This window comes from Leptotrichia sp. oral taxon 215 str. W9775 (assembly GCF_000469505.1).
Lineage (GTDB): Bacteria > Fusobacteriota > Fusobacteriia > Fusobacteriales > Leptotrichiaceae > Leptotrichia_A.
In genome coordinates this window covers 1-20,497 of sequence record NZ_KI272874.1, presented here as the reverse complement: position 1 = coordinate 20,497, position 20,497 = coordinate 1, and the positions used below count along the sequence as shown (strand labels likewise).

Annotated in this window: 17 protein-coding genes and 1 riboswitch; of the genes, 7 read left to right on the top strand and 10 right to left on the bottom strand. The window is 33.7% G+C overall.

Features of this window, described 5'->3' with window-relative positions; genetic code table 11:
* Positions 1–5: 5 nt before the first annotated feature.
* The 5 genes from mnmE to HMPREF1984_RS10215 all read left to right on the top strand — a co-directional run bounded on the left by mnmE (position 6) and on the right by HMPREF1984_RS10215 (position 7,586).
* Positions 6–1,373: a tRNA uridine-5-carboxymethylaminomethyl(34) synthesis GTPase MnmE gene (gene mnmE / locus HMPREF1984_RS10235; protein WP_036100602.1), complete on the top strand. Its 1,368-nt coding sequence runs from the start codon at positions 6–8 to the stop codon at positions 1,371–1,373.
* A gap of 114 nt (positions 1,374–1,487) precedes the next feature.
* Positions 1,488–3,470, top strand: a complete 1,983-nt coding sequence (gene gyrB / locus HMPREF1984_RS10230; RefSeq protein ID WP_021767929.1) for a DNA topoisomerase (ATP-hydrolyzing) subunit B — start codon at positions 1,488–1,490, stop codon at positions 3,468–3,470.
* A 223-nt stretch (positions 3,471–3,693) separates the two neighbouring features.
* Positions 3,694–6,174, top strand: a complete 2,481-nt coding sequence (gyrA, locus tag HMPREF1984_RS10225; RefSeq protein WP_036100652.1) for a DNA gyrase subunit A — start codon at positions 3,694–3,696, stop codon at positions 6,172–6,174.
* A gap of 138 nt (positions 6,175–6,312) precedes the next feature.
* On the top strand, positions 6,313–7,077 hold the full coding sequence (locus tag HMPREF1984_RS10220; protein WP_021767927.1) for a hypothetical protein: 765 nt from the start codon (positions 6,313–6,315) through the stop codon (positions 7,075–7,077).
* A 59-nt stretch (positions 7,078–7,136) separates the two neighbouring features.
* Entirely contained in the window at positions 7,137–7,586 is a 450-nt protein-coding gene (locus HMPREF1984_RS10215) for a YfcE family phosphodiesterase (RefSeq protein ID WP_021767926.1), read from the top strand.
* Between the two features lie 136 nt (positions 7,587–7,722).
* Here HMPREF1984_RS10215 and HMPREF1984_RS11045 read toward each other — a convergent pair whose 3' ends face one another.
* Both HMPREF1984_RS11045 and HMPREF1984_RS10205 read right to left on the bottom strand, forming a co-directional pair.
* Positions 7,723–8,205, bottom strand: a complete 483-nt coding sequence (locus HMPREF1984_RS11045) for a DUF3060 domain-containing protein (RefSeq protein WP_021767925.1) — start codon at positions 8,203–8,205, stop codon at positions 7,723–7,725.
* A 126-nt stretch (positions 8,206–8,331) separates the two neighbouring features.
* On the bottom strand, positions 8,332–9,405 hold the full coding sequence (locus tag HMPREF1984_RS10205) for a S66 peptidase family protein (RefSeq protein ID WP_021767924.1): 1,074 nt from the start codon (positions 9,403–9,405) through the stop codon (positions 8,332–8,334).
* A gap of 178 nt (positions 9,406–9,583) precedes the next feature.
* Here HMPREF1984_RS10205 and HMPREF1984_RS10200 point away from each other — a divergent pair, with 178 nt between their 5' ends.
* Complete coding sequence (locus HMPREF1984_RS10200; protein WP_021767923.1) at positions 9,584–10,525, top strand: hypothetical protein; 942 nt, start codon at positions 9,584–9,586, stop codon at positions 10,523–10,525.
* A gap of 98 nt (positions 10,526–10,623) precedes the next feature.
* Here HMPREF1984_RS10200 and HMPREF1984_RS10195 read toward each other — a convergent pair whose 3' ends face one another.
* The 8 genes from HMPREF1984_RS10195 to HMPREF1984_RS10160 all read right to left on the bottom strand — a co-directional run bounded on the left by HMPREF1984_RS10195 (position 10,624) and on the right by HMPREF1984_RS10160 (position 19,837).
* The gene (locus tag HMPREF1984_RS10195; protein ID WP_021767922.1) at positions 10,624–11,493 is read right to left on the bottom strand and encodes a uroporphyrinogen decarboxylase family protein; all 870 of its coding nucleotides are present in this window, start codon (positions 11,491–11,493) and stop codon (positions 10,624–10,626) included.
* 41 nt (positions 11,494–11,534) lie between these two features.
* Positions 11,535–13,367: an ASKHA domain-containing protein gene (locus tag HMPREF1984_RS10190; RefSeq protein WP_021767921.1), complete on the bottom strand. Its 1,833-nt coding sequence runs from the start codon at positions 13,365–13,367 to the stop codon at positions 11,535–11,537.
* Between the two features lie 12 nt (positions 13,368–13,379).
* Positions 13,380–14,399, bottom strand: coding sequence for a methylcobamide:CoM methyltransferase MtbA (locus HMPREF1984_RS10185; protein WP_021767920.1), 1,020 nt, complete (start codon positions 14,397–14,399; stop codon positions 13,380–13,382).
* A 27-nt stretch (positions 14,400–14,426) separates the two neighbouring features.
* Positions 14,427–15,083 carry a corrinoid protein gene (locus HMPREF1984_RS10180; RefSeq protein WP_021767919.1) on the bottom strand — a complete coding sequence of 219 codons (657 nt, stop codon included), beginning with the start codon at positions 15,081–15,083 and terminating at the stop codon, positions 14,427–14,429.
* Positions 15,084–15,172: 89 nt separating this feature from the next.
* A complete protein-coding gene (locus HMPREF1984_RS10175; RefSeq protein WP_021767918.1) occupies positions 15,173–16,243 on the bottom strand; it encodes a uroporphyrinogen decarboxylase family protein in 1,071 nt (356 codons plus the stop codon).
* A gap of 164 nt (positions 16,244–16,407) precedes the next feature.
* A riboswitch (cobalamin riboswitch) is annotated at positions 16,408–16,586 on the bottom strand.
* Between the two features lie 10 nt (positions 16,587–16,596).
* Positions 16,597–17,577 (bottom strand): GTP-binding protein, encoded by a 981-nt coding sequence (locus HMPREF1984_RS10170; RefSeq protein ID WP_021767916.1) that lies wholly within the window; start codon positions 17,575–17,577, stop codon positions 16,597–16,599.
* Between the two features lie 29 nt (positions 17,578–17,606).
* Positions 17,607–18,728: a uroporphyrinogen decarboxylase family protein gene (locus HMPREF1984_RS10165; protein ID WP_021767915.1), complete on the bottom strand. Its 1,122-nt coding sequence runs from the start codon at positions 18,726–18,728 to the stop codon at positions 17,607–17,609.
* Between the two features lie 245 nt (positions 18,729–18,973).
* Positions 18,974–19,837 (bottom strand): hypothetical protein, encoded by an 864-nt coding sequence (locus HMPREF1984_RS10160; RefSeq protein WP_021767914.1) that lies wholly within the window; start codon positions 19,835–19,837, stop codon positions 18,974–18,976.
* A gap of 388 nt (positions 19,838–20,225) precedes the next feature.
* On the opposite strand from HMPREF1984_RS10160, the gene HMPREF1984_RS10155 reads away from it, so the two are divergent.
* Positions 20,226–20,497 (top strand): adhesion protein FadA (locus tag HMPREF1984_RS10155; RefSeq protein ID WP_021767913.1); only part of this gene is annotated, 272 nt, incomplete at its 3' end.

Below are 20,497 nucleotides of genomic sequence, written 5' to 3'. Positions count from 1 at the left end.
TGAAAATGTTATTTGACACAATAGCCGCAATTTCAACTCCAAGAGGTGAGGGCGGAATAGGAATAATAAGAATATCGGGGGATAAATCATTTGAAATACTGGAGAGAATATTTAATACTAAAAACCCAAACAGAGATTTGGGTTTTTATAAGTTTAATTACGGATTTATTCACGATAATGGAAAAATAGTAGATGAAGTAATGGCTGTAAGAATGAAGGCACCTAAAACATACACTTGTGAAGATGTTGTTGAAATAAACTGCCACGGTGGGCATCTGATAAGCGAAAAGGTACTGGAGCTTGTCCTGAAAAACGGTGCAAGACATGCTGAGCAGGGGGAATTTACAAAAAGGGCATTCATGAACGGAAGAATAGATCTTTCACAGGCAGAGGCGGTAATGGACATTATTCATGGAAAGACTGAAAAGAGTATTTCACTGTCGCTTGAACAGCTACGTGGAGACCTGAGGGATAAAATAGCCAGCTTCAAGAAGGCTCTGCTTGATGTGACAGCACATGTAAATGTTGTGCTTGACTATCCTGAAGAGGGGATAGACGATCCGCTTCCTTCTAATCTGAGGGAAAATCTTGAAAATGTATATGCAGAGGCAGACAGACTTATATCCTCCTACGACAAGGGGAAAAAAATAAAGGAAGGTATAAAAACTGTAATTGCCGGAAAGCCTAATGTGGGAAAATCAACCCTTCTGAATTCACTTCTGAAGGAAGAAAGGGCAATAGTTACACATATTCCGGGAACAACAAGGGATGTCATAGAGGAAATAATTAATATAAAAGGGATTCCGCTGGTACTGACAGATACGGCGGGAATAAGAAAGACAGAAGATATTGTTGAAAATATCGGAGTGGAAAAATCAAAGAAATTTATTGAAAATGCGGATCTTGTACTGCTTGTGCTGGATGCTTCGAGGGAACTTGAAAGTGAAGATAGGGAAGTAATAGAGGAAATACAGAATCATAATAAAAAGACAATTGTACTTTTAAACAAGATAGATCTTGAAAGAAAAATAGAGCTTGAGGAATTCAATCTTGAAAATATTCTGGAAATATCTGCAAAGGATAATATAGGTATTGAAGATATGGAAGAAAGAATATATTCCTATATAGTTGAGGAAAATGTTGAAGATTCATCTGAAAAGCTTATAATTACCAATATAAGACATAAGACAGCACTTGAAAAGACAAAGGATGCAATAAGAAATATTTTTGAAACGATAGATGCAGGAATGCCTATGGATTTAATTTCTGTGGATTTGAAGGAAGCACTTGATTCACTTTCGGAAATAACAGGGGAAATATCATCGGAAGATATTCTGGATCACGTATTTGGAAACTTCTGTGTGGGAAAATAGTTACATATATATTTATAAAAATAAAACACAAGTAACACAAACGTTAAACTAAAATATATATTGTATAATAATAGGAATAGGGAAAAACGAAATAAGATATAAACGGAGGAAAAAATGTCTAATAATTATGGAGCCGAGGATATAAGGGTACTGGAAGGACTGGAAGCCGTAAGGGTAAGACCGGGAATGTATATAGGGTCAACTTCTTCAAAAGGACTTCATCACCTTGTATGGGAGGTAGTGGATAACAGTGTCGATGAGGCTCTGGCAGGAATATGTGATAACATATCTGTAAAAATATTACCTGATAATGTAATAGAAGTGGTAGATAACGGAAGAGGAATCCCGATAGGAATGCACGAAACAGGAAAGTCTACACTTGAAGTTGTAATGACTGTACTTCATGCGGGAGGAAAATTTGATAATGACAACTATAAAGTATCAGGAGGGCTTCACGGAGTAGGAATTTCAGTTGTAAATGCCCTTTCTGAATGGGTAGAAGCTACAGTTACAAGGGATGGAAAAACAGTAAGACAGACTTTTAAAAGAGGAATTCCTGTAAGCGACCCTGTCCAGATAGCAGAAGCTCCTGAAGATAAACATGGAACTACTATAAGATTTAAGGCAGATGCTGAAATATTTGAAACAACAGTTTATGACTATTCTGTACTTGAATCAAGACTGAAGGAACTTGCTTATCTTAACAAAGGACTTAAAATAGAGCTTGCAGATGAGAGGGACAGTGAAAAGATAAAATCTGAAGAATTCCTGTTTGAGGGAGGAATAAAGGACTTCCTTACTGAAATAACAGATGAGGAAAAAATTTCTGACGATATAATATACATGAGTGACACATACAAGGTTCAGGAAGAGGAAGATGTTGAAACGACTGACGCAGAGGGAAATGTTGTAAAAAAACATAAATCAGCTAAATTTGTTGAAGTGGAAATTGCAATGACATATACAGTATCCCAGAAGGAAAATGTATATTCATTTGTAAATAATATAAATACATACGAAGGTGGAACACACGTAAGTGGATTCAGAACGGCACTTACAAGAACAATAAATGATATAGCTAAACAGATGAATATCATAAAGGAAAAAGACGGATCGTTCCAGGGATCAGATGTAAGGGAAGGACTTTTCTGCGTAATAAGCGTGAAAATTCCTGAACCGCAGTTTGAGGGGCAGACAAAAACCAAACTTGGAAACAGTGAAGTAACAGGAATAGTTTCAAATATTGTGGGAAATAACCTTAAATTCTACTTGGAGGATCATCCAAAGGAAGCGGAAAAAATAATTGAAAAAATGTCAATGTCTAAAAAAGCAAGGGAAGCGGCGAAAAAAGCTAGGGAACTTGTACTTAGAAAAAACAGCCTTGAAGTAGGTTCGTTACCTGGAAAGCTTGCAGACTGTTCTTCAAAGGATCCTTCAGAATCTGAAATATTCATAGTCGAAGGAAACTCTGCGGGAGGTTCGGCGAAACAGGGAAGAGACAGAAGATTCCAGGCAATACTTCCTCTAAGAGGGAAAATACTGAATGTTGAGAAATCAGGAATAAACAAGGCTCTGGAAAATGCAGAAATAAGAGCCATGATAACAGCATTTGGAGCAGGATTTGGAGAAGAAATGGATCTTTCGAAGCTGAGATATCATAAAATAGTAATTATGACAGATGCCGACGTAGATGGAGCGCACATAAGAACCCTTATGCTGACATTCTTCTACAGACATTTGAGAGAACTTATAAATGAAGGATACATATATATAGCGCAGCCACCTTTATATAAAATTCAGGCTGGGAAAGCAATAAAATATGCGTATTCTGATGACCAGCTGAAACAGGTTACAAAAACTCTTGAAAATGAAAATAGAAAATATACAATACAGAGATATAAAGGGCTGGGAGAAATGAATCCGGAACAGCTGTGGGAAACTACACTTGATCCTGAAGTGAGAACACTTCTTAAGGTTTCGATGGAAGATGCCTCATATGCTGACAAAATGTTCAATATACTTATGGGGGACAAGGTGGAACCTAGAAGAAGGTTTATTGAAGAAAATGCAAATTATGTAAGAAACCTTGATATATAATTGTGAATAAGCCTGTAAAAATATATGAACTGGAAAATAAAATGAAAGGAGAAGTATAACTTAAAAAAGATAATCACGGAGAAATATTTATGATTTTCTGGAGTTATACGGAAGTGATATAATGTCGGATAATTTTTATGATGATGACGAAAGAGAAGATGAAATAGAAGATGTCACTGATGAATCAGATGAAAATGATGACAGGGAAATAACTGTGGAAGGAATGACAAAGGCTACTGATCTTTCTAATGAAAGTAACGTATATATAGAAGATGAAATAAAATCAGCATATCTGGATTATTCAATGAGCGTTATTGTGAGCAGGGCACTTCCTGATGTACGTGACGGGCTTAAACCTGTACATAGAAGAATTCTGTTTGCAATGAATGACATGGGAATGACTCACAAGGCTCCATTTAAAAAGTCTGCCAGAATCGTCGGAGACGTTCTTGGTAAGTATCACCCTCATGGAGACAGTGCCGTATACGGTGCAATGGTAAGAATGGCACAGGATTTTAACATGAGATACGAACTTGTTGACGGGCATGGAAACTTTGGTTCTGTCGACGGTGATGAAGCTGCGGCAATGAGATATACTGAAGCAAGAATGGCAAAAATAACAGATGAATTACTTGCAGATATAAACAAGGACACTATTGATTACAGAAAAAACTTTGATGAAAGTCTGGATGAGCCTACGGTGCTTCCTGCAAAGCTGCCTAACCTTCTTTTAAACGGAGCAACGGGAATTGCGGTAGGAATGGCTACAAATATACCTCCGCATAACCTGAATGAAGTATGTGACGGAATAATAGCCATGGTTGATAATCCTGAAATAACTATAGATGAACTGATGACTCACATAAAAGGTCCTGATTTTCCTACAGGAGCAATAATAAATGGAAGACAGGGAATAATAGATGCTTACAAAACAGGAAGAGGAAAAATAAAAGTTGCGGCAAAAATTGATGTTGAAACATCAAAGACAGGAAAAGAGTCGATTATTGTTTCAGAACTTCCTTATCAGGTAAATAAGGCAAGACTTATAGAAAAAATTGCCGACCTTGTAAGACAGAAAAAACTTACAGGAATTTCTGACCTTAGGGATGAATCAGACAGGGAAGGAATAAGGGTTGTTATTGAGCTTAAGAAAGGTGAAGAAAGTGAACTTATATTAAACAGCCTTTACAAATATACTGATTTACAGAATACATTTGGTGTAATAATGCTTGCACTTGTGGATAATACCCCAAAAGTATTAAATTTAAAACAAATACTTGAAAATTATTTAAAACATAGATATACTGTAATTACAAGAAGGGTTCAATTTGAACTGAACAAGGCTGAAGCAAGGGCACATATATTGGAAGGGTTTAGAATAGCTCTTGATAATATAGATGAAGTAATTAGAATAATAAGAGCTTCAAGAGATGCAAATATTGCAAGGGAAGAGCTAATGAAAAGCTTTGGATTTACAGAAATTCAGGCAAGGGCAATACTGGATATGAGACTGCAGAGGCTGACAGGACTGGAAAGAGATAAGATAGATCAGGAATACAATGAACTTATGCTTTTAATTGCAGACCTGAAGGCAATACTGGCTGACGATGCGAGAAAATATCAGATAATAAAGGAAGAGACAATGAAACTTAAGGAAGATTTCGGTGATAAGAGAAGAACTGAAATAAGAAAACAGAGAGTTGAAATTGGAATTGAAGATCTGATAAAGGATGAAGATGTTGTAGTTACATTGACTGAAAAGGGATATGTAAAGAGAGTGGCAACTGATACTTATCATTCACAGAGAAGAGGTGGAGTAGGAGTAAATGCTACAAACACTGTGGAAGATGATGTTATAAAAGACATGTACATTGCTAAAAATTTGGATACATTGCTTATATTTACAACAAAAGGAAAAGTATTCAGCATGAAGGTCTATGAAATACCTGAATCAGGAAAGCAGGCAAGAGGTAAGCTGATAAGCAACCTTATCAAGCTTTCTAATGATGAAAAGGTAAGTATTGTAATAAAAGTGCGTGAATTTGAAGAAAATAGAAAACTGTTCTTCATTACAAGAGACGGAAAAGTTAAGAAAACTGACCTGACACTGTTTGCAAATATAAATAAGGCAGGAATAAGAGCGCTTACACTGAATGGAGAAGATGAGCTTACTTACATAGGTCTTACAAGTGGAAATCATAAGAATGAAATCTTTATAGCTACAAGAAACGGAGTTGCAATAAGATTCTCTGAAGAAGATGTAAGAAGTATGGGAAGAACTGCTGCAGGAGTGAAGGGAATAGATCTTAGAAAAGATGATATTGTAGTTGCGGCCGCAATTATTGATCCGGCAATAGGTGAAGAAGAATTCAATAAACTGAGTGTTCTGACAGTAACTGAAGAAGGATATGGAAAAAGAACTAAACTTGGTGAGTACAGAGTTCAGTCAAGAGGCGGAAAAGGAATAATCAACCTGAAAATGAATGAAAAAACAGGAAAAATAGTTGATGTAAAAATAGTAGACAATGAAACAGAAGTAATGCTTATTACATCGGAAGGAACTCTTATAAGAACAAGGGTAGATTCAATATCAGTAATTGGAAGATCAACAGCAGGAGTAAGAATTATGAAGGTAAGAAACAATGAAAAAGTTGCTTCAACTGTAAAAATTACTTCTGAAAGTGAACTGGAAGAAAAAAAGTAAGTAAAACTGTAAAAAGAATAAATAGAAAAACTAGTGTAAATCAGTATTTTTAAAATAAGTCTTTTAAAAGTGGCAGGATTCAGAAAAATAATATTATAAAAATATATATTATGAAAAAGAACAGAAGGAGTGATTCAGATGTTATTGAAAAGGGCGTTATTTTTAGTATCAGCAGAAAATGAAGTTGAACCTTTGGTGGAGTTTGCCAAGGTGTTTAAGAAAAGATACAATGTAAAAGTGGATGCTATTTATGTAAAAGATATTCTTAAATATGATGTTTTCCCTGTGACTGTGGAAGGAATAGGGATAAATCTGGGAACAAATTTTGCATATAAGGAATTCAGGGACATTGAAAACAAAACTTTTGAAAAGATAAAGGAACCTCTGGAAAAGGAATTTTCAAGAGTTTATACTAAAGAAGGGGAATCAGCTGAAATTGCTTTAGAAGAACTTAAAAAATATGATTTAATAGTAACTGTAAAAAATGAAAAAATAAGTCCGTATATGAAGGAGCTTCTGAGAAGTATCTACAAACCTGTTATAGTGCTTCCAAACAGAAAAGATTTTAAACTTGACAATCTTCTTCTGCTTGATGACGGAGCCTACAATGCAAACAAAACATTATTTACATTCTTCTACATGTTTGATGAACAGAAGGTTGATGTATTAAGGGTAAATGTTGAGGAAGATGAGTCAAATCAGAAATTAAGTGAAAGATTTGGAGATAACTATAAACTGATTTTAAGGGAAGGGGATACCTTCAAAACAATAATGGCAGAGTCAAAAAACTATGACCTTGTTTTAATGGGAGATTTGAGATATACAGTAATGGTGGAAAGAATTACAGGAAAACTTGGAATAAGATTGCTGGAAAATCTTGATGTACCAATATTCCTAGTATAAAATTATGCCATGTTTAAAATAGGGAAATAAGTTTTTTACAATGCAGGGAGGAAAAATAAATGAAAGTTCTGATTTGTTCAGACAGTCATACAAGACTTGATTATTTTCAGAAGGTAATGAATCTGGAAGAACCTGAAATGGTAATTTTTGCAGGGGATCATAGTACAGATGCCATGGATATGGCGTTAATCTACAGTGAAATTCCTTTTAAGATAGTGAAAGGAAATACTGACTATTACGATTACGATACAAAAGATACTGAAATATTTGAATTAAATGGTAAAAAAGTATTTCTTACACATGGGCATCTTTACGGTGTAAAGAGTACTATGAGGGAAATAGAAGCAAAAGCTGAAGAAGTGGAAGCTGATATATGCATTTTTGGCCACACTCACAGGGAATATATGAATGAAAAAAATAATATCATATATTTAAATCCGGGAGCATTGCAGGATAAGAAATATGTAATTTATAACGGGAAAAAGTTTGAGCAGAAAAAATTAAAATAAATTACAGCAGCATTTTATTTTGTTAAAGAAATGTATTGAAAAAGAATAAACAAAAAGAACTATATCAGATATGGAAAATAAAGTTAAAAGCAATTTAGTTTTCCTGTCTGAACAGTTCTTTTTTTATTGTAAAATTCTATTTTTTTGAAACTGAATTATCGACTCCGGTAGTTGAAATAGATGGTTTTCCTGATTTGGTAGGGCTTGTTTTGTAGTAAACTTTATTATCTACCCCTGATACTGTAACTTGAGAAACTGAATCAACATATACTTTGTTATCACTACCTGAAACACTTACCAATGAAGCATTTCCTCTGATAGTTATATTATTATCAGTTCCTGATACATAAACGTTTCCACCGTTTGCAGTTATAGTTTTTGTCTGTGAAGTACCGCTTACTGAAATACTTTTTCCACTTTTAGATGTAGCCCCGTTTCCATTTTTAGTTCCTGAACTTACTTTTCCTGTGTTCACCTTTACATTTCCATTTTTTGAAACATTTACAGAAGTTGATCCAGGTGCAGTTACTTTTATATTATTTCCTACCTTTACTGTAGTTGCATTTAAAACTCCTGCAATTGCAAGTGATAATATTGATAATGTAATAATTTTTTTCATAAGAGACCTCCTGAATTTATTTTTTGTATATTATATCACTGTAATCTTAAAGAAATATGAGAATAACCATATTTTTATAACATATTCAAAAAAGTGGGAATAAAAAAGAAGATAGAGCTATCACTTTTACTCGCTAAAAAGAGGTTCATTAAAAATGAATTTTTTTTCAGAGTGTCTATATTCAATATTTACTCCATAAGGAAGAATACAACGTGGGTAGGCATGGCCAAAGTTTACATTGTAAACTATCGGAATGTCGGGATTATTTACAACTTTACATAGAATTTTTTTATATTCTTCGTAGTAAACTTCATTCTGAGGTTTTCCAATAATAATACCACCTAAGGAATCAAAATTGACTTTTTCTTTAAGTGTATTAAGCATCTTTTCGTATTCTTCAGGAGAAGATTTTCCTTCAGAAGTTTCAATAAACAGTATTTTATCCTTCCATTCTTCAGAAGATGGAAAGATATTATATTTTTCACATATTTCCTTCTGTTCCTTAAATCTGTGTCCCGAAATTATATTGTAAAGTGCTTCAAGACATCCTCCAAGTAGTTTACCGCTAAAATTTTCATTTCCCTGAAGCAGTTCAAATCCTTTAGTTTCCTTATGGGATATTCTAGGTACACCTATAGATTTTTCTGAAAAGTCAGTTCTTTCTTCGTACCATATGTCGCTTGAAGTTATTTCGTTTAAAGTGCTGCCTGTATAAATATTCCAGTATTTTTCAGTATAGGGAAGCATTTTGTTATCAGTTTCTGCAATGTCAGTCAGAAACGAAGGACCGTAAAAAGTCTGAAGACCTAGCCTATAAAACATCATATGATGTACTGAAGTATCAGAAAAACCGGTAAAGATTTTTGGATTTTCCAGTACTATTTTCTTAAATTCTTCATCTTCCATTAGGTAAGGAAAAATTTTAAATCCGTCAATTCCGCCAACAGCGCATAATATTCCATTAATATCAGGATTTTTAAAAGCTTCTTTTAAATCCTGTGCCCTTTTTTCAGGATGCTCTTCCGTATATTTTATACCTTTTAGGGAATTAGGCATAAAAATTACATTGAGTCCCATTTTTTTAAGACTTTCAGTTCCCATTTTTACCTTGTGTTTACAAAGATCTTCCCCCAATACCCCTCTTGAAAGACTGACTACAGCTATTGTGTCCCCTTTTTTAAGTTTTTTTGGTTTAACCATGGTTTTCTCCTTCCTGTCATATGCTTACAAGTTTTAAGGTGCAGTTTGACATTTTCCCATTCCGTTTTATTTAGATTTTTGTACATTATAGCATATGAATATAAGAAAAAAGAAATATAGTTAATGAAACAGGAAAATTATGGTATAATAAAAAAAAAAGATAGAGGTAGAAAAACTTATGAGTAGAGAGACAGAAAAAATGAACAAGGCACTTCAAAAATTTTTGGAAGCAAATACAACAGAAAAAACAACAGAAGATGAAATGGATAGCTTAATACAGGTCTTCATAAAAGAATACAATAAAATGAAAATGAATTTTGTACTTGATGCAAGAACTGCAAAAACATCAGATGATTTTTATGAACTTGCAAAAATGACAGAAGATTTATCCTTATCTCTTAAGTATGCAAAAAAATCCTTAAAACTGAATCCGGAAAATTTAGATGCCGCTTTTTTTATTGCAGAAATAGAAGCAGACAGTTATATTGACCTAATTGAAAGAACTGAAAAAATATTACAACATGGCGAAAAAATTATGATAGAAAAAGGATTTATGGATAAAGAAAATATTGGGAGTTTTTGGTTAATGGTTGAAACACGTCCATATATGAGAATAAAGTTTGAATATGCTAAATTTCTTAAGGAGTGTGGAATGTTATCAACTGCAATTTCTGAATGTGAAGACATGATAAAATTATGTAAAAATGATAATTTAGGAGTAAGACATACTCTAATGTATCTTTATGCGGTTACTGAAAACGATAAAAAAGCTGTTAGGCTTTACAAGAAGTTTAATTCTTTTGAAACTTCTCTGGTTCTTCCCCTTTCAATACTTTATTATAGAAAGAAAGATTTAAAGGAATCACTTAAATATCTGAAAGAACTTGAAGAAGGAAACAAGGACACGAAAAAATTTTTTAAATTAGTTTATGAAGGAAAAATAGATAATATTTTAGAAGAGATAAATGACTTTGGATATAGACCGGCTACAATAGAAGAACTTGCTATTTCCTTTGCTGAAAATAATGATCTGTTTAATTCAACAATGGGATATGTGGAATGGGCTTATAATCAGTTAAGAAAAAAAGTAAAAAAAACTGTTAAAATGAAGAAGAAATAATAAATAGATTTATAAACAGAATAAAAAAGACAGCGATGAAGAATTAAATCCTCTTCAGAACTGTCTTATTTATATATTTTTCTATATTTCATATATTTCTATTTAAGTCTCACTGCTTTGAATATACCGCTTTTCAGCTCATATTTAATATTTTTAATGCACATCTGGCCAGCAAAAGTTTCCTTTCCCACAAGAAATGCACACGCATCACTGTATCTCATGGAAGATGGAAGTTCCACATCAGTAAATTCAGCTTTTTCAGTACCAAGAAGAGCAAATGTTGTTTTAGGACATAGAAGAACCAGAGCTTTATCCTGAACTAAATCCTGCATTTTTTTCAAGTATTCATAAGTAAAATCTTCCACAACCTGTTCTGCCATTTTTGGACCGAGAATATTTACACCTCCTGACGAGTCAGCATAGCTTATCATGGTAACTCCACGTTTTAAAGCTTCTTCAATGTATTTTAATACATCATTTCCCAATCTCCAGAAGACTTCCTTCATAAGTTCAGGCTTTTTCCTCATTGCCTTGAAAATATGTACAGGATCAATAAGAACATTCATGACAGTAAAAGGTCCTGCCACATCAAGAACTACATTTTCACCTTTTTCCACAAGGATTCTGCAGGCTTCCAGAACTTCATAAATCCTTCCGGTTGAAAAGTCTATTTCTTTTAGTTCAAGTATTTCTTCAGGTTTCGTGCATATATATTCCTTTGCTCTTGGTACTGCCTTTTCATCACCATAATTTACAAGTCCGCCAATTGACTCGGCTTCAACTGTATGGCAGAAGGGAAGCTCGCAAAATGTAGCTTCATCATATTCTTTAATTGCAAGAGCTATTTCAGCCATTGTTTCCCTTTTCATATATGCATCAGGAAATTTCAGGTCAAGTTTTTTTGTCACATTTTCATTTATTCCGGCAGAATATTGAAAAGTGCAGTTAAAATCAATAATTTTAGGCATTTTTCTCTCCTTTCACAAAATTAATGGACACTGTCCCTGAGTTAATCTTTTATTTCAGGAAATATGAGGCAATCTGAAAAAAGCCTTTCATAGTCTTCAATAGCACCGAGTTCCATGTAATCCATATTTACTGCAAGCTCTTCCATTTCCTTCTTTACATCAGAAGACATTAATGCCATGTAGGCTCCCGCCTTTGAAGAATTTCCTACATATTCCAGTTTATCTCCAACTTCTTCTGGAAGAATACCTGTACCTGTGAGGCTGTCAGCCGGAAGATGAGCTCCAAATTGACCTGCAATCATTACTTTATCAAGCTCTGACATACTTATTCCCGCTTTTCTCAGAAGGGCGAGAAATCCTGAAAGAATAGCTCCTTTGGCAAGCTGTACCTGTCTTATGTCTCCCTGGGTAATAAGGATTTTTTCATTTTCATGATTATTTTTATCTGATGCTATTTTATCACATACTATAAATTCCCTTTTTTTACCGTTCAGCTGGATTAAGTCATATCTGGAATCTGTTTCAGGAAGTTTGTCTTTTTTTATAAAAGCTCCTTCTTTTTTTATAATTCCTGATTTAACGAGTTCCCTCACTGCCGCAAGAATTCCGCTTCCACAAATACCGACAGGATTTTTGTTGCCTATGGTTTTTATATTAACAAAACCGTTTACAATTTCAATATCTTCAATAGCCCCTTCAGAAGCCCTCATTCCCGAGCTTATGTTCATTCCTTCCAGAGCCGGACCTGCGGCACAGGAACAGCTTAAAAGTTTTCCTGCTTTTGAAAGTACTATTTCTCCATTTGTTCCAATGTCTATAAACAGGACATTTCCCTTTTTATGCTGCAAATCACACACATAAGCACCTGCAACAATATCTGCTCCTATGTAGGAAGATACTGAAGGAAGACAGTATAGACGTCCTTTTTTTGAGATTTTTATTCCTATTTCGCTGGCTAAAATATTTCTTGAGCCTGTAAAAATAGGTGCATATGGAGATTTTCCAATAGTTTTTGCACTGATTCCAAGAAGCATGTGCATCATAGTGCAGTTTGCTCCGACTGAAACTTCATAAATATATTTTTTTTCTATTCCTGTCTTGTGGCATACATCATCTATCATGTCATTTATTGAATCAACAATGGCAGTCTGAAGTTTATTTATTCCATCTTCAGGATTTTCTATCTCATAAGTTATTCTGGTAAGGACATCCAGCCCAAAATGTTTCTGTGCATTTATCATGGATGAATTTGCAAGCTGTTTTCCTGTATTCATATCTACAAGTTCGCATACAACAGTAGTAGTTCCTATATCAATTGCCACTCCAAAAATTTTATCTGCAGTATTTCCGGATTCAATACCTATAATTTCATCATTATATATTACTGCCGTATATTCCCCTTCAGAATATTCAATATCCAGTAAATTGTCTATACCGATACTTTTTTTCACTCCTGTAGCCTTTTTAAACTGTTCTTCAAGGGGAGTTTGATTTTTAAGGGAAGGTTTTTCAATATACACAGGAATTTTTTTAACATTTATGTTAAAGTCAAATTTAGGAGTGTATCCGGCCGTAAGGACTTTGTGTGCCCCTTCCTTCTGAAAAAGTTCAACAGAAATATCTGCATCAGGTTTTACAAGACAGGATAGCCTTATTCCATTTTTCAGTTCATTTTCACTTATAAGTTTTTTTTCAGTAACGGTAGGCTCTTCAATATCACCTTCCAAAATTTTTACACGGCATTTTCCACATGTTCCCTTTCCGTTGCACGGGTTGTCAATAAAAAAGCCTTCCCTTAATAAAATTTCCAGTAAAGTTTCTCCGTTGCTATATAAAATTTCCTTATCATTTCCAACAATTTTTATTTTAGGCATCAGGGTCACCTCTTACTCTATTTCCTGTTTTACAGCCTTCAGGATAGACTGTATATTTGCAATTGGGGATTTAGTTCCAAGCCCACAGGCAGGGGAAATAATATCTGAACCGCTTTTAATACATGTTTTAGCCATTGCTTCAACCTGGCTTTCTGAAGCAAATTCAAGGACATATGTACTGACATTTCCCATTATTACCCTGTTTCCCAGATGTTCTTTTGCCTTTTTTATTGATACAATTGAATCAAAACTGAGGGCATCACTCTTCACCTTTGCAACTTCATTATATACATTCTTCATCTGACCGCAGATATGGACAATTGTTCCAACACTTTTATCTTTTATTCCGTCAAGGAGCATATTTATGTACTTTACTACAAATTCTTCAAAAAATTTTGGTCCTAAAATCTCCCCTGTTCCGCTTGGATCAGAGATAACTATCGTATCTGCCCCTGCCTCAATCTGTGCATTTGCAAATTCTATAATTTCTTCTGTTATAAATTTCATATATTCATGGACAGTTTCGTTGTCTTTTCTCATACTTTTATAAAAATTTGAAGGTTCAATTACTGAACTTGCAACACTTATAGGACCTGTAATATTCCCGATAATTGGTGCATTGAGATTTTTTGATTTTATAATTTTTATGGCATCAAGTACAACTTTTGCCCTTCCCTTTGTTAAATCAAGTTTATGCAGTTTTTTCCAGTCCTTTACCGAATCAAATGCATATCCTGTAACATGAGGTTCAAAAATTTTACTTCCCATAGTAACCTTGGCTCCCATTGCTTCTGCTTCTATTGTCATGCAGAAGGGAACTCCAACATTTTCAAAACATTTATTTTCATAACTGGCAATTGCAAGATTTGCCATCATTTCAGGATTTAAATGAGCTTCAGGCCATGTTATTCCTGCCACATCCATTAATTCGGCAGTAATCATGTTCATCATACCGCCGGGGCATATACATGGCGGTCTGTCTATCTTTTCATTTTTCAATGCCTTTGCCAGTCTTTCCTTTTCATTGAGCATAATATCAATCCTCTTTTTATATAATATTTAACTTATCCCTGCCAGTCTTTTTGCAAGTTTTACTGCTCCAACCGCATTGGCAGAATATCCGTCTGCTCCAATTTCATTTGCATATTTCTGGGATATAGGGCTTCCTCCGACCATAACCTTTACATTGTCTCTAATACCTTTTTCCTTTAATTTTTCTATAACTATACGCATTCCATCCATAGTTGTAGTCATAAGTGTTGACATGCATATCAACGATGCCCCCACTTCAATAGCCTTATCCACAAAGTTATCAAGAGGAACGTCCCTTCCAAGATCGTACATTTCAAATCCGGCAGTATCAAGCATTATTTTAACAAGGTTTTTCCCTATGTCGTGAGTATCCCCTTCAACAACTCCTATAACTATTTTCAGTTTTTCCCCTTTATTTTCTTCCACAGGAAGATGAGGTTTTAATATATCAATACCTGAATACATTGCATCTGAGCAAAGAAGAAGATCTGTAACGAAGTATTCTTCCTCATCGTATAAGTCACTTGCTTTATTCATTCCATCTACAAGCCCTTCCATTATACCGTCAAGTGCAGGATATCCTGATTCCACATATTCATTTGCCACATCTACAACTTCTTCATCTTCCATTTCAACAACACATTCTGATAATTTTTCCAGCAATTCTTCTTTTGATTTAGCCATTTTAATTCCTCCCTATTTTTTAAGTAATGTTTCTAAATTCAGTTAAATATCAGCAGTTTAAACTTATTTTATTATTTAATTATTTTCAATTATTCCCAGTTTGATGGATTTATAGGGAATTTTCCGTATTTTCTGGAGGCATTCATAAATGCATCAAGATTTTCCAGAGGAATATTTCCATTTAAATCACATCCTGTACATAAAATATATCCGTTTTTGCTGTCATAAGCTTCTTTTATACAGTGTTTTACAGCCTTATCAACATTTTCAAGAGTCCCAAGTATCATAGTTTCCACAGGATCCACATTTCCTACAAGAGGCATGTAAGGTTGAATAAGTTCCTTTGCAAATCCTATCGGTACCCTGTTATCTATACTTATCATGTCAGGTTTAGTTTTCAGCATTTCAGGAATAATTTTCTTAGTGTCTCCGCAAATGTGGTAACATACCATTCCTTTGTGGTCATGTATGTTTTCCATAAGCTCTATTGTATATGGAAGTACAAATTCCCTGTAATCTTTAGGTGAAATTATAGATCCTGAAGCTATCGGTTCACAAAATAATATCATGGAACCTACATTGACAAATTCATTATGAACTTCCTTCAATGCATCAGTACATAGACGCATAAGTTTATGTACATCTTCCCCTCTTTTTCTGAGAGCCTTTAAAAGCTTTTCTACGGGATATATGCTGGCAACAGCAGTAAGCGGACCTGATATAAGAGTTCCGGTAGGAACTTCCTTTCCCATTCTGTCAATCAGAATTTTTGCACATTCAAGATGCAGCTGGAAATCCTTGCTGTTTTTCAGTTTTACCTTTTCAAAATCAAGCTGGTCAATATCTGCCAAATCCTTTAAAACATGGTCGACTATTGCAGGAACTGCATCTTCCGGGTCACTCATTTTACTTCCAAGGCTTTTTCCTACAGTATGAAGACCATATTCAGCAATAAGAACGTCGTTTCCAAATCTGTTATATGCTTCAATCTGGCATTTTGCCTCATTTTCTGCAGTAGATCTCTTTTCCTTGTGAGTCATTCCTGCACATTTTCCTGACATTGAGCATATAAGTGGCATTGCAAGTATTCTGTCCATATCACCTCCGGTCAGAAAACCTCCAAGTCTTTCCATCGGTGTCATTTGATCATTTCTGTTCATGTAAAATTCCTTCTATAATAAGTTGTAATATCAAATTTTATAATTTTTATTATTATTTACTGTCCTTCTGCCTGCAAGATGAAATTTCTGAAATATTATGATTAAATAATAAAAAAATGGACAAAAATAGACAATTAATCAAATCTATTTTTCCCCACCGAAAAATTTGTATTAAATTATATAGCAGGTCTCCTGACTTAACTTCTTCCTTAAATCTCACCTTCCCCGGAAAGAGTGGTTATTGAGATTTTCGTCCATAATACAGTAGAGTGAGCTGTTCCGGATTCAAACCGGATTCCCTTTTCAATATTGTAAAAATATCACTATATAAAAATATGAAATTGTATATGTTATTACTTTAAAAAATATTTTTCTATCTTATTTCTTTTAAGGTTGCTTCCTATTAATATTACATTTCCTGATTTATCACCTGAATCAAAGTTTGGTAAATTTTCCATTTTCATCTTATCAAAATTAAATGAAGACAGATTACTGTCAAAATGCCAGTATCTAAAGTTTTCTGAGCTTTCTTCAGAATCTGAAGGGATAATTCCCTTTGCCCTTATAACTTTACCAAAATATCCTTCGGCAATTTTTTCCTTTAATTCTTCCATATCTTTTTCAGAAAAACTCTTTATATTGCTGAAAGATACAGATTCAAAAATATTGTCTGCAGGATGATGATGATGTTCATCTGAAGAATGTGTTTTATCAGAATTATCAGTTTCTCTAGCTTTTACTATATTTTTTCTAGATTCTTCAAGGATGGCTTCTATTTCTTCACTTGTAATTTTTCTCCAGTCTTCCTTGAAAATAGATGCTTCCGGATTTATCTCCCTCATTTTAAGTATAATTCTGTCGATAGCGTCGCTTTCCACTTCCTCAATATTGCTGAACATTATAATGCTTGCATTTTCAATCTGGTCAACATAAAAGTTTCCAAAATCTTCAAGACAGTCTTCGAAACTTTCAATATCAACTATCACTATTTTGTCTGATATTTCAATACCATATTCCCTGTTAAAAAAGTTACATACCTTCAAAATATCTGACAGCTGTGCAACTCCAGAAGGTTCTATAATTATCCTTTCGGGAGAAAATTCATCCATAATTGCTCTGATTGATTCCCTGAAATCAGTAACAAGGCTGCAGCATATACATCCTGAATTTATTTCCCTGACAGGAATATTTCCCTGTATCAGTTTCTTATCGAGTCCTATTTTTCCAAATTCATTTTCGATAATAACGGTTTTTCCTTTATTTCCTGATATATATTTATTTATGAATGTAGTTTTTCCTGCTCCAAGAAATCCTGAAATTATTTGTATTATCATTAGTCCGGTTTTCCTCCAATTTTAAACTTTTATTCTTCTTCCTGTATTCCTTTGGGCATCTGCCCCAGTTTTGCCCCTCTTCCGTATTTTCTTGCGGCATATATGAATGCATCTACGTTTTCTTCAGGAGTTCCAATAGGCAGCTGGCAGCCTGTGGCCAGAATAAATCCTTTTGGACTATCTGCACATTTTTTTATGCATTCTTTACATGAATTAATTACATCATCAATTGTTCCGTAAAGCATAACATCTACAGGAGGAACATTTCCTGCTATCTGCATCCTGTCTCCAACTGTAAGTTTTACTTCGTGCAGGTCTTCACAGTTATCCACACTGAAGAAAAAAAGTCCTGCATCAGCTAAATCAGTCCATATTTTGTTAGTTTTTCCACAAATGTGGGAACCTGGCTTCCTTCCCATAATTTTGTAAATTCCTTCTATCATTTTTTTAATATATGGTAAGGAAAATTCATCAAACTGGGATTTGCTTATAACATCCATACATGACACAGGATCAGAAAAACTTGTTCCTACAGCACCTATTTCCTCCTTGAAAACTTCAAACCATCTCAATGAATTTCTAGTGCAGAATTCCAATAATTTATGAAGATTTTCAGGATCTTTTCTTGTATCTTTAAGTAAAGATTCAATAGGTCTTATAGACACAGCAGTAGAAATAGGACCTGCAGACCGTGTTGTTATATTCATATCCGGAAATTTATCCTTCAGCCTTTTTGCAGTTTCCAGAATAGATGAAAGAGTCTTATCCTTTCGAGGATCAATTTCTTTAAGACTGGCCATATCCTTATAATCCTTAAGTATGTGGTCTTCCACATAATCAATACCATTTTTAGGATAGTGAAGCTTGGAACCTACGGTAGCACCAAGAGTTCTCAGGGTAAGCCCTACAGATAGGTTGTCTATTCCAAATCTTGTACGCATTGCTTCAATGATTTTAATTCTTGTTTCAAAGTCACTGTTGTAGTCTGTGCTGGTATATCCAAAAATATTTGCCATTGCATAATCGGGGGCATGTAACATAAATGGAAGATAGTCCACCTCCTGTCCTGCATTGTAAGCTTTTGTCCTTTCAAGAGTTGTCATTTCATCCTTCTGATTTTTCATTAATTTTTTTAATTCAGCATAATCCATAACTTATCACCTGTCTTTAATAGTTATTTAAGTGTCGCAAGTTAAAAATTTATTTTGTTATATTTATATTTTACCTCGATTTTTTCAAAGTATGTCATAGTATTTTTTTATGCTTAATTCAAATTTCAAATATGCAGAAAAGCTATTTTTAAAGAATTTAAGAAATGTAAATAGATAGGAAAATATACACTATTGTACTGCACCTCCTATCTTGTGTTCAAGATTTTGGGTACAGTACACCTTTTTTATTCTGCATAAGTATTACATCTGTTAAACCATCCCTGAAGCCATTTTTTCTCATTTTTTGAAGGATCTGAGTTATTTACTCTACGTTGAAGTACAAATTTTGCAGAATTGGAAAATTCAGTCAGAGCAGCTTTTCCTGTTTCAGTTCCTTTCATATTTTCCAATACTTGCAGCAGTCCCCAGCCTTGGCCGTTGTATCTTTCTTTTGGATTAGTTCCTTCCCCTTTAAAGTTGACATAGTCAATTAGCGGATAAAGTCCATTTGGCGAATTAGACACCCTGTAAAACTGTTTTTTTACATTTTCCTTATTATCAGAGGCTTCAAGCATTTTTTCAAGGGAAGCTTCAAGTCTCTTGAAGATAAACATAACTTGTAAATCCTTATTGTTATACAGAAAATTTGTCAGTTCCTCAATGTCAGCATTTTTACTGTTTTTTAAATTATTTAATTCCTGTCTGCTTTTCCATGGAGAATACTTATTTTTCACCATTATTTTTGGTAACTTGATATTTTTATTTTTTATGTATTCCACTAACTGAGGAAAACTTTCTTCAAAGATTCCAGGTTCCCCCTCCTTATACCATATGAAATGGCCTATTCCAAGTGAAGGAAAGTTTTCGCCTTCATTCCAGTAAACAAGATTACTTTTTGCCCCTCCTGCTTCATTTTTGAAGATTTTTTCTCCTATTGCATCCAGCTCAGATTTACTGATATTTCTAAAAACATCTTTATTTTCTGAAGTTTTGGATATCTGTGCAGGTTTTGATGTTTTCTTTGAATTTGAAGAAGATAAATTTGACGATGAACTGTTTAATGAGCAGAAAATAAGAACAGCTGCCAATAATAATTTTGATTTTTTCATGTTGAGTACCTCCTATGGTTTTATTTCTAATTTTACCACAGTAAAAATAGAAAATTCTGTGTATGAAAATATAAAGTAGAATATAAATAAATAAAAATAATTGTTTAAATGAACGAATGATATATTAAAAATATAATTTACAATTTTTTCATAAAAAAAATATATAAGATGATAAAAACAACTAGATACAATAATCTTAAAATATGCTATAATATGCTATAACTAAAAAAAAAGAAATATATAATAAAAAAAACAGAAATAACAAATTACTTATATAGAAATATAATAAAAACTTAATTAATAAATATTATTTTATTATCATAAATAACAATATTAAATAGAATAAATAATGTTATGTGAAGTAATGCTATATTAAAGGAGGAAAACTATGAAAAGAAAAATGCTTTTGCTGTCAGCTTTATTTATAATGGCAACAGTAAGCTATTCAGCAGAAAAGAAACAAAGTCTGGAGGCAAGTCTGAACTCGATAGAAAACAAGTTCAATGATTTGCTTGAGAAAGAAGCACAGAAGAAAAGGGAATTTGAAGCACAGAAGGCTCAACTGGAATCTGAAGTTGCAGACCTTAAGGCGAAGGAGGAAGGAAAAGAGAAGTTGTTTGAAAAACTGAAGAAGGATTCAGAAGTTAGATGGCACAGGGA